Here is a 14,676-nt window from a genome sequence, read left to right as displayed (position 1 = left end):
TCGTTGTGTAAGTTTCGTTTTTATTCAAAACTTCTTAAGTTTCCTCTGTTTAATTTTCAAAGACCATTTTTTGTTTTTCGCTACTGTACCGCAGCGACAAGTAATATCTTAACACATATGTTTCGACCTTTTTCTACAAATCTATCATATTTATCATATTATTTCTGTATTTCTAAATAATTCATTGTTTTACTAAGTATTTCTTATATTGATACACTAGGGCCTGTAGCCTTTAGTTTTAGGAATATTTATTATAATTCCAATTTTCAATCTTATTAAGGCTTTAAAATAATCATTAAATATGGTATTATATATTTCATAACATATTTTGTTTAATAACAAGGAGGAATTTTAATGGAATCAGTCCCTGAGGGTAGCGTCACGACTCAATTGGTTTTGATAGTTATCCTAACTTTAATTAATGCTTTTTTTGCATCAGCAGAAATGGCAATAGTCTCAATTAATAAGAATAAAATCAGACACCTTGCCGAAGAAGGCAACAAAAAAGCTAAATTACTAGAAGATCTTATGAACGAACCTAGTAATTTTCTATCTACTATACAAGTTGGTATTACCTTAGCTGGATTTTTTGCTAGTGCATCTGCAGCTACTGGAGTATCAGGACAATTAGCTAAACTATTAGATAGTCTAAGTGTTCCTTATAGTAGTAATGTAGCTCAAATTGTTGTTACTATCTTACTTTCTTATGTAACTCTTGTATTTGGAGAGTTATTTCCTAAACGTGTAGCCTTAAAGAAAGCAGAAGCTATAGCAATGTTTTCAATTAAACCTATAATTTTTATTTCTAAAATTGCCTTACCATATGTAAAACTACTTTCTGGATCAACAAATTTATTGCTTAGAATAACAAAGCTTAATGATGATGATTTAGAAGAGAAAGTATCTAAAGAAGAAATACGTTCTTTAATAGAAGTTGGACAAGAACATGGCGTAATAAATGAAACCGAAAAAGATATGATAGAGAGTATATTCGAGTTTGATGATACTATCTCAAAAGAAATTATGACACCTAGAACCGATGTATACCTACTTAATATAGATACCCCTATAGCAGAAGCTATTGATGAGTTATTAGAAGAAAGATTTTCTAGAATACCTGTTTATGAAGATGATATAGATAATATTATAGGTATTCTTTATATGAAAGATTTTATAGTACAAGCTCGTAAAGTTGGTTTTGAGAATGTTAATATTAGAGAAATTCTTCATCAACCTTATTTTGTACCAGAAACTAAAAATATAGATATATTATTTAGAGAACTTCAGTCCAATAAGAAAACTATGGCTATATTAATAGATGAATATGGTGGTTTCTCAGGAATACTTACTATAGAAGATCTTATTGAAGAAGTTATGGGTAATATAAATGATGAAGATGATCACGAAGAACCTCATATAGAAAAATTAGATAATAAGACCTATGTAGCAAATGGTTTATTATCTTTAGATGACTTAGCAGATTCTCTTCATATGGAACTAGAAGATGGTTATACAGACACTTTAGGTGGATTCTTAATAAATCTATTAGGCTCTATACCTAAAGATGGAGAGACATATAATCTTACTTACGAAAATATAACTTTTAATATAGAGGAAGTTAAGGAAAAAAGAATAACAAAAGTAAGGATATCCTTATAAATTTTGTGAGTACCGAGAATAATAGTTCTCGGTACTTTTTATATAGAAGTGATATAATGTACTTATATTTACTTTAAATGTAAGGAGATTCTATGAGCATAGATAAATTAAAAGAAATACTTATAAATTCAAATAATATTGTATTCTTTGGGGGTGCTGGTGTATCAACAGAGTCTGGAATACCTGATTTTAGAAGCGCTAGTGGTTTATTCAATGAGAGATTAAATAAAACTTTTACTCCTGAACAACTAGTTTCTCATACATATTTTATGAGATATACTGAGGATTTTTATAAATTTTATAAAGATAAACTTATTTATGAAGAAGCTAAACCCAATGATGCTCATTTAGCACTAGCTAAACTTGAAAAACTAGGTAAACTAAAAGCAGTTATTACTCAAAATATAGATGGACTTCATCAAGCTGCTGGTTCTGAGACTGTTTTTGAACTACACGGATCTGTTCACAGAAACTACTGCACTAAATGTCATAAATTTTATCCAGTAGAATTTATATTAAAATCTTCTAAAACTCCTAGCTGCACAGACTGTGGAGGAACTGTAAAACCAGATGTTGTTTTATATGAAGAAGGGTTAGATGAGGATGTTATAAATGGAGCTGTTAACGCTATAGCTCATGCTGACACTTTAATAATTGGTGGCACTTCATTAGTTGTTTACCCAGCTGCTGGACTAATTAATTATTTTAAAGGAAAAAATCTAATATTAATAAATAAAAGCACTACTTCTGCTGACTCTAAAGCTGATTTAGTTATACATGATTCTATAGGAAAAGTTTTAAAAAAATGTACTGAAGATTTATAGATAATAAAAGCCATCTTTCATACAAAAGATGGCTTTTAAACTTACAGTATTCTCTTTATAAAACTTACATTAGTCCTAAAACTTTATTTCAGAAGGATATCTCCATTTTTGTATTTCATCTAAACTAATAGAGTTAGGCTCTTTTCCACCATTCATCATAAGAGCTCTATAATAAATCTCTGCTAATTCTTCAACGTAGTTAGCTTTAAGTAGTGCGTCTTTACTATTTCTATCAACAGCTACTACTCCATGACTTTCTAAAAGTACGACATCAGCTTTTTGTATAGGTTCTATTACACTATTAGAAAGTGCTGTTGTTCCTGGAGTTCCATAATCAGCTACTGGAATTATCCCTTCTTTTAATCCTAGTACCGAACACTCATAAACTATTGCTGGTATAGGCTTTTTAATCACTGCAAATGAAGTAGCAAATTTTGAATGAGTATGAACTATTACATTAACATCTGGTCTTGTCTTATATATCTGTAGATGCATTAAAAGTTCGCTTGTAGGTTTCATATCTCCTAGTCTTTCTATTACATTTGCCTCCATATCCACTACACAAATCTGTTCATGAATAAGCTCGTTTCTGTCAACTCCCGCTGGAGTTACAACTACTAAATTACTCTTTCTGTCTCTTATACTGAAGTTTCCTGACTTATGCCTGCAAAGTCCTGATTTTTCAGCATCTTTAGCTACTTGTAGAAGTTCTCTCTTTAAATTCTCTAACATATTCTATCCCCCTAATAAAATTAATAGCATAACAAGTCTTGAAACAAGTTATGCTATTAATTATTGAATTACTTAGTTTGTCCGTAATATGAGTTTGCACCATGTTTTCTTAAGAAATGTTTATCTAGTAAGTTACTATCTATAGATGCCAGATGAGTATTTAAGTTTAAAGTATCATAAGCCATTTTACAAACTTCTTCTAATATAACTGCATTATGAACTGCTTCATCAGCATCTTTTCCCCAAGTAAATGGTCCATGACTATATACTAGTACCCCTGGCATTTGACTTGGATCTATATCTTTAAAAGTTTCAACTATTACATTACCAGTTTCTTCTTCATATTGACCTTTTATTTCTTGTTCATTTAAAGCTCTTGTACATGGAATTGTTCCATAAAAGTGATCTGCATGAGTTGTACCGAATGCTGGTACACTCTTAGTTGCCTGTGCCCATATTGTAGCCCAAGGTGAATGTGTATGAACTATTCCACCGATATCCTTAAACTTCTTATATAACACTAAATGAGTTGGTGTATCTGAAGATGGTCTTAATTTTCCTTCAACTATGTTTCCATCTAAATCTACTACTACTAAATCCTCAGCTGTCATATTATCATATTCAACACCACTTGGTTTTATTACAACTAAGCCTGTCTCCCTATCTATTGCGCTAACATTTCCCCAAGTAAACTTAACAAGTCCATATCCCGGTAAATCTAAATTTGCTTTTAATACCTTCTCTTTTAATTGTTCTAACATTTTAAATTTCTCCTCTCTAATTTTAGTTTAATATGCTTCATAATCCTTAATTTGTTCTAATCTTCTTGTATGATGTTTTCCTATAAACTCTGTATTTAGCCATATATCAACTATCATAAAAGCAAGCTCTTCTCCTATAACTCTTCCACCTAAACATAAAACATTGGAATCATTATGTTCTCTCGTTGCCTGTGCTGTAAATTTATCACTTACTAAAGCTGCTCTTATTCCAGGGACTTTATTAGCTGCAATTGAAACGCCTACCCCTGTACCACAACATAATATACCTTTTTCAAAATGTTTAAGAGCTACTTCTGTTGCTACTTCAAAAGCTACTTTAGGATAATCTACGCTCTCACTGGAATAGCTTCCAAAGTCTTTATATTCAATATTATTTTTCTCTAATTGCTTCTTTATTGCTTCTTTAAGTTCATAACCGCCATGATCACAACCTATTGCTATCATACTCTCACCTCATAAATACCTATAACTATTTCTCTTACATCTAATCCGTTTCCTAATTTATCTACCACGAAAAATCCCCTTCTACTAAATCCTTAGTAGAATTTTGAAACCACCTTATTAAATTCAGCTAAAGTTTTAGAAATATCTCCACCTTCAAACATTGCAGAACCTACAACTATATCATTAGCTCCAAATTCCATAACCTTTGAAATATTGTTTATATTTATTCCACCATCTACTTGTATATCAAAGTCTAGCCCTTTAGCCAATTTAAGTTCATGTAATTCCTTTATTTTATGTCCCATAAATGGTATAAAAGTTTGTCCTCCAAAACCAGGCTCTACTGTCATAATTAAAACCTTGTTTAACATTTCCTTCACATGTTTTATTGCCTCTATTGATGTAGCTGGATTGAGAGATACACCTGCTTTTATACCAAAGCTTTTTATAGTATAAATAGTCTTATAGAGATGAGGGCAAGTTTCTGCATGAACTGTTATATTATCTGCCCCTGCTTCCACTAAAGCCTCAATAAACATATCTGGATTTTTTACCATCATGTGAACATCAAATTCTAAATCCTTGCTTATACCCCTAAGCATCTTAATTTGATCTGGTCCAAAAGCTATATTAGGTACAAAGTTACCGTCCATAACATCAATATGAAGTGATTTTATTCCGTGTTTTTCTAAGCTGTGTATATCCTTCTCTAAATTACAAAAGTTTGCTCCTAATATTGAAGGTGATATTCTTATTCCCATATCTATTCTCCTTTACTATTTGCTTTAGTATTAAAACTTCTTAAAACTCTACTAGGACTTTATTGAAGTAAATTTTTCTACCAGCCATATCTTCTAGGTACTTACCTACTTCTTCAACCTTTATCTTATGAGATATCATTGGTTTGAATTTAATTTCACCCTTTGACATGAAATCTATAGTTGCATACCAAGCTCTTCCTGGATATGGTGATGTATATGAATTCCAAGAACCTTGTATCTTAATTTCTCCTCTTAATACACTTTCTATGGACTCTTCTTTTAGATGTAATTCAGAATGAGATATTCCAAGATAAACTACTCTTCCTCTTTTTTTAGCTATTAGTATTGCTTGCTCTTGTGTGAATTTACTTCCTGCTGTTTCTGCAACTACATCAGCTCCACCATTAGTTAATTCTCTAATTACTTTAACTGCATCACAATCCTTTGAATTAACTGTTATATCTGCACCTAATTCTTTTGCAAGCTGTAATTTTTCATCAAATATATCAACTGCTATAATTTTTGAAGCTCCAAAAATCTTAGCCCATTGCATAGTGAATTGACCTATTGGACCACATCCCATTACTACAACAGTATCTCCAGGTGTTATTTCTGCCTTAGCTAATCCATGATAACCTATTGTAGCTGGTTCTATTCCTGCTGCTGTTTCAAAATCTAAAGTATCAGGAATCTTAAGTACATGTTCCTTTGGAACCCTAGTATATTCAGCAAAAGCTCCGTTACTTCCAGTTCCTATAATATTGTAATGATCACATAAACCATAATTTCCAGCTCTGCAATATTCACATTCTCCGCAAGGTATAAGTGGCGCTATAGCAACTCTATCACCTTTCTCAAAACCTGTAACATTTGCTCCAACTTCCTCTATTTCACCACAAAATTCATGTCCTAATATTAATGGATACTTTCTTGCCCCACTAACCATTGCTCTTGGTAAATCTGAGCCACATATTCCTGCATATTTAACTTTAACTAAAACATCATCTGATCCAATCTGTGGAATATCTACCATCTCACATCTAATATCTTTTAATGCATGTATAACTGCTGCTTTCATTTTTCCTTCCATTGAACTATTACTCCTTTCAGAAGGCTCCTAATAGGATACCTTTATTTAAAAAGTTCACCTTTTGTAATTAATAAAAAGCAAGTCCCATGCCAACCAAAAATATAAAATTACACTGTATGTAAAAGCAGATTTTTACAGTAAAACTTCCATCTTCATTACATTTCCTTAAAAATTATCCTTTTTCATAAAATGTTTATGTTTTTTTGTATATGTAACTTATTAGTTATAGAAAATAAAAAGAAGCCTTCATCCTTATGAAAGCTTCTTTTAAAATTCTTCTGATAAATTTAATAAATATATACCTTATACTACTCCGTCTTATTATTTCTCAAAATTCTTGCTTCTACTATCCTTGAAATAGTCCCAGCTAGTAACAAAATAACGTATAAAACCTTATCAATACTAGCAGGTATATATTTGTCATATACTATGCTAATAGAAACAGCTACACATATGAGAAAAGAAAAAAAGTCACTTAATGCTAGTATTTTTAGTGTCTTTTCATAATTTTGAGATGCAAATTCCCTCATCGCTTGTCTTCTCATTTTAATTGCAATACTTATTAACTTCTTGTTTTTATTAGTAAGTAAAGAAATTGACGATATAAAAAAGTATACAGATAAAATAACCATTAATCCCAAAATAATCTTCATTTGGTATCTCCTCTCAGTACTATAAACATATATTATCATTTTTTCGCATAAAAATCTAGGGCTATAAGCCCTAGATTTTATTGATAACTATAAGTCTGTGTCTTTAATGAATAAGTAGGATAGCTTGATCCTGGCATATATCCAACATACTTGTAAGTTGAAGTTATTACAAAATATGTGTATCCATTTTGAGCCATGTATTTCATCTTTTGACTAATTAAATAAGAGTCTCCTTCAACTACAGCTTGTAGAAATAGCAAAGTTGAGCCTATAGGACTTTTCTTTAATATCTTTTCTGCTATCCAACCAGCTATTCCTACTACTACTCCACCAGTTACATCATTGAAGTTTGAATTTGTATTAAGCCTACTTTGTAAATCAGCCTTGCTAATTTTTACTACTTGTGTGATATCATTCATATTCATCTCTCCTCATTTTTTAAATTATTTTATATTCAACTCGATCGATTCAAATACATAATATAAAGATAAAATTTTTTAAATTCTGTAAACTAATTTTTATTATTATTTAAAATATTTTTTTTCAAATCTATTATTTCATTGGATATACTATCTAATGTTTCTAACTTGTCTGTCAACTGATTTATAATATTTTGATAATTCTTTTCTCTTTCTTCTTGAGTATTGTCTCTTTTCTCTTGATTCTTTAGAATATAAAAAATCAGAACTAAACTTAACCCTGCCCATATCCCCTGAGTTGCAGCCATTTTTACTAACTCACTTTCCATATATATCCTCCTAAGCAACAAAATTTTTAATTTTATATAATGCCCTTCTATTTAAACGATTTATATATTGTCGAGACAAACCCAATAAATCCCCAATTTGTATGTCTGAGAGACAGTTAAAGTATTTTAAGATTATCACTTTTTTTCTGAGTCATTCAAATATTTTAATAAATCATAAAAGTATATATCACTATGGAATTCCATTTTATAATTCCAATCTTTAATCTCACAACTTAATTCATTACTACTGTAGTTTTTATACTTGTTTATATTAATATATCTATTAACTATAGATTGTCTTAAATAGCTTACTATGACAGCATCACTTAGATAAAGTAAACTCTGTGGAATCTTATAAACAGTTTCAATAAAACATAGAATTAATTCTGATTTACAATCTTCATAATGAGATAAATAAGAATACTTTCTTAGTAATGGCTCGAATTTTTCTAAAAGATTTAATAATGACTCATCTTTTCCATCTTTAGCTTCAATTATAAAATTGCTTAATTTAGAATTCATATTCCTTCCTCCTTTAAGCAATAAAGACAATTTATGCTAATATATGTAAACTTAATTTGGTATTTTCTTAAAATTTATTTATATTATGTATATACTTGTATTTTATAAATAGTTTAAAGATAAAAAAATATCTTTTTTCTTTCAAATTTTACATCTTATGATTGTATATTATAAGACTTAGTTAAGTATCCTATTTCATGTAAAATAATATTAAGTGCATAAAAAAATTGCCAAGGCTACTGTGAGACGTCGATTTTTTTGCGCATCTACCTTTACAAACGCATGTGAGGAAAATCTGCACTTATCTAACCCTTACAGGCGTTCAATTCCTATTTTTTATTCTTTAGAAGTAACATTAACATCTAGCAATAAATTCATCTCATAGAGTTAGTTTCATTATAATTTCTTAAAGAACAAAAAAAGACTACATCCCAATCAATCACATGACTTCTCATCAATGTAATTTAAATAGAATGTAGTCTACTTTTATAAGTTTAAAATTAGTGTCTAAGTTTTAAGTTAATTACTCTACTGTTATAGCACTTACTGGACATTGCTCTTCAGCTTCTTTTGCACTTTCAACTAAGTTATCTTCAAGTTCATTTTCTACTGCTTGCGCTTTTCCTTCATCGTCCATTTCAAATACTTCTGGACATACAGCAGCACATAATCCGCAACCTATACAAGCATCCTTATCAACAAATCCTTTCATAAAAAACTCCTCCTTAAAATAATTATTCACTTCTCATTACCATTAATTTCTATAAGTGATTAATTAAAGTGTATCACTTTGTATAGCTCATTTCTGTAACTGATGTTACCTCTATACAATTATTTATTGGTATACATCTCTATATGGAATAGCAGAGGGAATTTAATTACTTAATTATCTAATTACCTACTTATTTAATTATCTAATTACTTAATTATCACCGTACTACCATAAGTACGGTGATAATTAAATAATTAAGTATGCAGTTTTTCATCCTTTAGAAGTAACGTTATAATAAATGAATTTTATAAAACTAATAGGAGTTTCTACAGATCAGTAGTGTATAGCATCTTTTCAAACATCATTAAATTCACAATAAAAAATGTAGTGAGACTTTAATAAGCCATCACTACATTTCTATTTTAAATATTAAACTGCTTCTGCTATTGGTTCTGGGTTATTTTTTGCAGCTTGTCTTTCTAAGTAATCATAGATTGAATCTTTGTTCTTTCTGAATAATACTAGTAATACTACATATACAGCTACTGCTAAACCGATAAATATAGGATTTTGACTTAAGAATGCAAAGAATACTAATCCCATAAGTGGTTTTCCTAAAATATTAAAGCTTGTTATCATTAAAGCTCCTGCTGGTAGTGCAATTCCTACACCTGTAGCTATTTCAGTAAATAATGGTGCTGTGTAAGTACACATTAATAGTCCAAGTCCAAACCAAATGATTCCGTTAACTATTGTTTTAGCCATGTTACCATTTGTTAATGCAACTATACCTTGTACCATGTAAGGCAATGCTAGTAAATCTACAACTGGTAATACTTTGTTTCCTGGTAAAACCATTGCTACTACTACCATGATTGGAATTAATATAACTCCGCTGATTAATGTAGCTGGTTCACCATAGCCTGTAGCATCATTAACACCTAGGTAGAATTCACGTGTAGAGTTAGATCCTTTTTTAAGACTCTTTCTAGCAGCTTCAGTTATAGGAAGGAATGCTTGAGCAAAAAGTCCTGCTATCTTAGGGAATATAGCCATGATTGCACTTGTTGCAATACCCATCTTAGTTATTTCTCCCCAAGCTGCTAAAGTGTTAAGCGATGTTAAGTTTCCGAGTGCACCTATAAACATACCTAATAATAGTCCTAAAGAAATTGGTTCTCCGAAGAAACCTAGTTTCTTTTGTAGTATTTGTGGATTTAACTTTATTTTATTAAATCCTATTGCATTAAGTATTGGATCAAAAGCTGCTGTAAATACTGCTGCTTCTATATTATGCATAGCGATTATTGTACAGTTTGGATATTGATAATAACTTGACCATCTTTTTGCCATAAGCTCTGCAATTAATAAGCTGTACATGTTTAATAAAATCATACAAGCTAATGCTAAGAACATGTTCTTAGTAACTACGAATACCATTGAACCCCATACTATATAAGAGTAATTATTCCAAAGATCTGAAGGTTGAAATACATTTGTTACTTTAAGAACAAATAGTAAAGTCTGAACTATTAAACCTACTGCTAAAAATATCATTCCTGGTTCAGTTGAGAATGCAACTAAAGCTGTCGCTTGCCAACCTACATCGAAAGCAGGTAATTGAATTCCTGTAGTATCTACCATCTTTTGAACAATTGGTGATATGATTGGTGTAAATGAATTTAATAATAACGTGAACCCTTCAAGTCCTACCCCTGCATATAAAGCTGAAAAGAAAGCTTTTTTAGTTTTTACTTTTAAGATTTTTGCTATAACAAAAATCATTATAGGAACAAATATTGGTGCTCCAAATGTATCAAAAATTTGTTTTAGTGTTTGAAAAAACATCTTGACCCCTCCCCTTTATTCTACTTTTTACTTAATTTTTCAATAACAGCCATAACTTCATCAAGGAATTCTTCTTCTCCAAATCCAGTTAAGAATCCTACAGCATTTATAGTAGGTATACCATAATCTGCTTCTGGTAGTGGACTTGTATGAGTTATAAAATCAAACCCTCCTCCCGATACTAAATTATAAGCTTCTGTTGGTCTAGCTTCCTTAGTTGTAATATATATACCTCTTTCTTCAAGTTCATCTTTTAGCTTTTCAGCTATCATTGATGAAGTAACTGTTCCTGATCCACATACTGATAAAACACTGAATTTTTTCATTTTACATTCTACCCCTTTTCATATTATTTTTATATTAGACTGCCAAGCAGCGTAATAGCTCATTTACTTCTTCTTTTGATGAAGCTTTTTGAAGATTCATCAGTAATTCTTTGTTTTGGAAAACTGACATTAATGTTTTTAATAATTGAACCTGTGCATTAGGATTTTTTACTGCAAGTAAAAATACTAATTGCACTTTTGTTTTTTGTGTAGGGTCTATCATCATATTAAACTCTACCGGTTCCTCTAATGTAGCAATTGCTATTGTTGACTCATTTACGTGACCTGAATCTGTATGTGGTATAGCAACACTAAATCCATCTATAGGTAACCCTGTTGGTAATGTTTCCTCCCTAGTAAGAACTGCATCTACATAACTATCTAGTACATATCCTTTTGACAACATAAGATTTCCTAACTTTTCTATGACCTCTTGTGACGACTTTGCTTTTAATTTTAGTTCGATTAAATCTAAATCTAACATGATATTTTCACTCCTTTAATTAATTTAATATATAGTAAATTTTATCTTTAAACTCTTTAATGCTTTTAGTAGCCTTTAATTCTTCTATAAATTCTTGTTTTAAGAATGGCTTTAACATACTTTTTACAAGATTTTTATCATTAACCCTAAGGGTTGGTAGACATACTATTTGAACATTACCAAATCCCCAGCTTATAGGTCTTTTGAGTTTTACGAAAACCATAGAGGATCTTTTTACTTCTGACGTATCTCCATGAGGCATAGCTACTCCCCCTTTAAAGAAGGTTGGAACTATTTCTTCTCTTTTTAGTACAGAATTCATAAAACCTTTATTTACATATCCTTTATTTATAAGTAAGGAGCACATTATTTCAATTAACTCCTTAGAGTTTTTAATGTCTGGTTCAAATAGAATTAAATCATCATCATATATTGAGCTACTATTAAGCTTGCTTTTATTTAATATAAATTCCAGTTCTCTTGATCCGTTATTTATTAATAGTGGATCATAAGGTATAAAGTTTATTCCCTCAATCTCTGGATTTATGGTTCCTACTATTGCTATAATCTTATAATTCATTCCTATTTCCTTAATCTTTTCCCTTAGCTTTTCATCCATAACACCTAGCTGGAATATATTAAGATTAGGATAATTTTTTAAGTAAGATTCTTTTATAAATGAAGCCGTCCCTTCGCCAGTTAAACAAAGTGTAACTATTGCTTTAGGTTTTGAAGTTTCTTCTACAATTAAGTTAGGATAACTTACTCTAGATCTAGTTAGGCTGAAATAAATTTCATCTAAATCGCTATCGTGTAAAGATGCCTTTCTAGCGGCTTCTATAACACTTAATAAATCTACTCTGTCTATTGTCCTAGTTTTTATTCCAAGCTTCTCTGAAATCATTCCCCCAACCTTAACTAATGAACCCATATCCACTAAAAATATTATTCCTTTTCCTTCATCCACTATTTTAGAAACTGCTAGGGCCTTTTCATAAATTACAGATGGGTTTTCACTTAAAGGCATATCTATTGCTACTGGGAAATTAACATTTAATAGTTGTTTTGTGACCTTCACTATTTCTGTAGCAATCTGTCCATGAGATAAAACTATTACCCCTACTCTGCTTTCATTTGGTTTATTTTCAGTAGCTGCCTTTATATACATTGCAATGAATCCAACTTCATCTTCTGGTATTTTTATATTTTTCTTCTTTTCTAATTTTTCTGCAAAACTTAATGCTGCTCTATATTCTTCAAAGAGTTCATCCTTTATCTTAGCTAAATTAATGTTAATTATCTGCTGTTTAAGCATTATCCTCTTAACAGCCTCTTCAAGATGTATCGCTAAATAAAGAAATACGTTTTCATTCGATGAGTCAATATTTTTAATCAAACTCCCTCTTAGCTCTTTAACTAAGTTAACTATATCTCCATCAATAAGATTTACTAAATCATTTAAGGTAACTAATTTATCCTTGTCCCCATCAAATTCTAGATCCTTAAACTTATTTACTATAAAGGTCCAAAGTATCTCTTCACACTCTTCTGCTTCCATATCTAGATTTAATAGTTCATGGTACTTCTTTTCAATTTGAGAATAAAAATCTTCTAAAAACACATCATCATTTTTACTGTTTTTTAAAACCTCTATCTTATTTCCAGACAAGGGAATGAGTATCATATCCTTGCTATACTTTCTAACTTCCATTACATTTACATCTTCTAGCATAAGACCATTATCAACTATGTTTGATTCTAAAACTTCGTCATAGCCTATATTGATTATGTCTTCGCTTCTATTTATGTGTTTCATAAATGCTCTGGCGCAAATGACCTTTATTATACTTTTCAGCTGACCTATGTTTCCGTTAAACTTTTTTAGTGTCAATATTTCAATTACCCTTGCCTCTATATAAATCTTGTAATTGATTCTGTCGCATTCCTCTTGAAAAAACTGATATATAAGATTAATTTTTTCTACAAAAAATCTTTCTTTTAATGAAGGTATGGAAATTATCATAGGTATTCTTCTTCTAAATGTCAGAAGAAGCTGAGATTCTATGTTTTCTGTTGTAGCACCTATGAACATTATATTTACTTTTCTTTCAACACCTGTTTCCCCAAGCCTTCTAAATGTACCCCTATCTAATATTGAGAAAAGTATTTCTTGTCCTTTTGGGGGAAGTCTATGAATTTCATCTAAAAAAAGTATCCCATTATTTGCTTGTTCTACTAATCCCTCACTATCTGAATCTGCTCCTGTAAAAGCACCTTTTTTGTATCCATATAATAAGGATAGTAATAATTGAGGATTGTCCCCATAGTCTGCACAGTTGAATATTATAAAAGGCATATCTTCTGAACCTTCTCTATAATTCTTGGCAAACTTGTACATACTCTCTGCAAATTGTGTTTTACCAACACCACTCTCACCTGTAATTAATGTAGGAAGTCCAAAAGGTGGATATAGTATTGCTGACTTAGCTTGATAAATACATTTCTTTAAACTTCCGTTATAACCTATCAAAAGTTCAAAAGGATCTGAGTATTCATCTCCATCAATTATCTTTTCAATATTTTCACCGTTTTCTTGCAATAACTCTTCAACTACATGCCTCGATATATCAAAACCATCTTCTAAAAGTTTCCTAGTTATTTTACTTACATTTATCTTAGGATCTTTTTTTAGAATTTCTTCTACTTTACTTTCAAGATAAGGTTTTCTTCTTTCTCGAGAGTTTCCTATATTAAGTTCTTTTCTTAATGCGGTGATATTTTCTCTTGATGTAGCTAACATCTTTGCAAGCTTTGCATCAGTATAAGGATCTTTTTTGTTTTCATTTTTTATTAGGTTTATAAACTTGTCTTTTAAATTCATACTAAATCCTCCTACGTTTATATATTTAGCAAGTGCTGTGCCAAACATATTTCTAATTGTAATTTATCTCCTAACCCTCCTTTCTAAGCCAAAAGAAATTAAACTGTATACATTTTCAAAAATAGACTTACGTTTTCTGTATACATTTTCTTAAAATTTTATACTAAAGTTAGATTTATTTAAATGAGAAAGTTCTCAATTTTGAGGCAA

At 30.3% G+C, this 14,676-nt stretch carries 17 protein-coding genes; 2 read left to right on the top strand and 15 right to left on the bottom strand.

Features of this window, described 5'->3' with window-relative positions; translation table 11 throughout:
- The first annotated feature begins 354 nt into the window (after positions 1-354).
- The gene (locus B3N22_RS23335; RefSeq protein ID WP_286911058.1) at positions 355-1,659 is read left to right on the top strand and encodes a hemolysin family protein; all 1,305 of its coding nucleotides are present in this window, start codon (positions 355-357) and stop codon (positions 1,657-1,659) included.
- 92 nt (positions 1,660-1,751) lie between these two features.
- Positions 1,752-2,483, top strand: a complete 732-nt coding sequence (locus tag B3N22_RS23330) for an NAD-dependent protein deacylase (protein WP_286911056.1) — start codon at positions 1,752-1,754, stop codon at positions 2,481-2,483.
- A gap of 75 nt (positions 2,484-2,558) precedes the next feature.
- On the opposite strand, the gene B3N22_RS23325 is transcribed toward B3N22_RS23330, so the two are convergent.
- The 15 genes from B3N22_RS23325 to B3N22_RS23260 form a co-directional block, all read right to left on the bottom strand.
- The gene (locus tag B3N22_RS23325; protein ID WP_286911054.1) at positions 2,559-3,215 is read right to left on the bottom strand and encodes a class II aldolase/adducin family protein; all 657 of its coding nucleotides are present in this window, start codon (positions 3,213-3,215) and stop codon (positions 2,559-2,561) included.
- Positions 3,216-3,283: 68 nt separating this feature from the next.
- Positions 3,284-3,976, bottom strand: coding sequence for an L-ribulose-5-phosphate 4-epimerase (araD, locus tag B3N22_RS23320; protein WP_073022240.1), 693 nt, complete (start codon positions 3,974-3,976; stop codon positions 3,284-3,286).
- Between the two features lie 27 nt (positions 3,977-4,003).
- Positions 4,004-4,441 carry a ribose 5-phosphate isomerase B gene (gene rpiB / locus B3N22_RS23315; protein ID WP_286911050.1) on the bottom strand — a complete coding sequence of 146 codons (438 nt, stop codon included), beginning with the start codon at positions 4,439-4,441 and terminating at the stop codon, positions 4,004-4,006.
- A 92-nt stretch (positions 4,442-4,533) separates the two neighbouring features.
- Positions 4,534-5,202: a ribulose-phosphate 3-epimerase gene (gene rpe, locus B3N22_RS23310; protein WP_286911049.1), complete on the bottom strand. Its 669-nt coding sequence runs from the start codon at positions 5,200-5,202 to the stop codon at positions 4,534-4,536.
- Between the two features lie 40 nt (positions 5,203-5,242).
- The gene (locus tag B3N22_RS23305; RefSeq protein WP_238906797.1) at positions 5,243-6,292 is read right to left on the bottom strand and encodes a galactitol-1-phosphate 5-dehydrogenase; all 1,050 of its coding nucleotides are present in this window, start codon (positions 6,290-6,292) and stop codon (positions 5,243-5,245) included.
- 308 nt (positions 6,293-6,600) lie between these two features.
- The gene (locus tag B3N22_RS23300; RefSeq protein ID WP_286911047.1) at positions 6,601-6,945 is read right to left on the bottom strand and encodes a hypothetical protein; all 345 of its coding nucleotides are present in this window, start codon (positions 6,943-6,945) and stop codon (positions 6,601-6,603) included.
- 77 nt (positions 6,946-7,022) lie between these two features.
- Positions 7,023-7,364, bottom strand: a complete 342-nt coding sequence (locus B3N22_RS23295; protein ID WP_286911045.1) for a hypothetical protein — start codon at positions 7,362-7,364, stop codon at positions 7,023-7,025.
- A 92-nt stretch (positions 7,365-7,456) separates the two neighbouring features.
- Positions 7,457-7,693 carry a BhlA/UviB family holin-like peptide gene (locus B3N22_RS23290; protein WP_286911043.1) on the bottom strand — a complete coding sequence of 79 codons (237 nt, stop codon included), beginning with the start codon at positions 7,691-7,693 and terminating at the stop codon, positions 7,457-7,459.
- A gap of 10 nt (positions 7,694-7,703) precedes the next feature.
- Complete coding sequence (locus B3N22_RS23750; protein ID WP_414632256.1) at positions 7,704-7,832, bottom strand: hypothetical protein; 129 nt, start codon at positions 7,830-7,832, stop codon at positions 7,704-7,706.
- A complete protein-coding gene (locus B3N22_RS23285) occupies positions 7,829-8,215 on the bottom strand; it encodes a sigma-70 family RNA polymerase sigma factor (protein ID WP_286911041.1) in 387 nt (128 codons plus the stop codon). The genes B3N22_RS23750 and B3N22_RS23285 overlap by 4 nt, the downstream gene beginning before the upstream one ends.
- Positions 8,216-8,738: 523 nt before the next feature.
- The gene (locus B3N22_RS23280) at positions 8,739-8,927 is read right to left on the bottom strand and encodes a ferredoxin (protein WP_181602186.1); all 189 of its coding nucleotides are present in this window, start codon (positions 8,925-8,927) and stop codon (positions 8,739-8,741) included.
- Between the two features lie 429 nt (positions 8,928-9,356).
- Positions 9,357-10,775 (bottom strand): PTS galactitol transporter subunit IIC, encoded by a 1,419-nt coding sequence (locus B3N22_RS23275; RefSeq protein WP_286911039.1) that lies wholly within the window; start codon positions 10,773-10,775, stop codon positions 9,357-9,359.
- A gap of 20 nt (positions 10,776-10,795) precedes the next feature.
- Positions 10,796-11,101: a PTS sugar transporter subunit IIB gene (locus B3N22_RS23270; protein ID WP_021803685.1), complete on the bottom strand. Its 306-nt coding sequence runs from the start codon at positions 11,099-11,101 to the stop codon at positions 10,796-10,798.
- A 34-nt stretch (positions 11,102-11,135) separates the two neighbouring features.
- Positions 11,136-11,585, bottom strand: coding sequence for a PTS sugar transporter subunit IIA (locus B3N22_RS23265; RefSeq protein WP_181602184.1), 450 nt, complete (start codon positions 11,583-11,585; stop codon positions 11,136-11,138).
- 19 nt (positions 11,586-11,604) lie between these two features.
- Positions 11,605-14,514 (bottom strand): sigma 54-interacting transcriptional regulator, encoded by a 2,910-nt coding sequence (locus B3N22_RS23260; protein ID WP_286911036.1) that lies wholly within the window; start codon positions 14,512-14,514, stop codon positions 11,605-11,607.
- Positions 14,515-14,676 lie beyond the last annotated feature (162 nt).

This window comes from Clostridium sp. UBA1652, from assembly GCF_002320975.1.
Classification (GTDB): domain Bacteria; phylum Bacillota; class Clostridia; order Clostridiales; family Clostridiaceae; genus Clostridium_T; species Clostridium_T intestinale.
The sequence above is the reverse complement of the archived record's forward strand: the minus strand, read 5'-3'. Positions and strand labels throughout refer to the sequence as shown.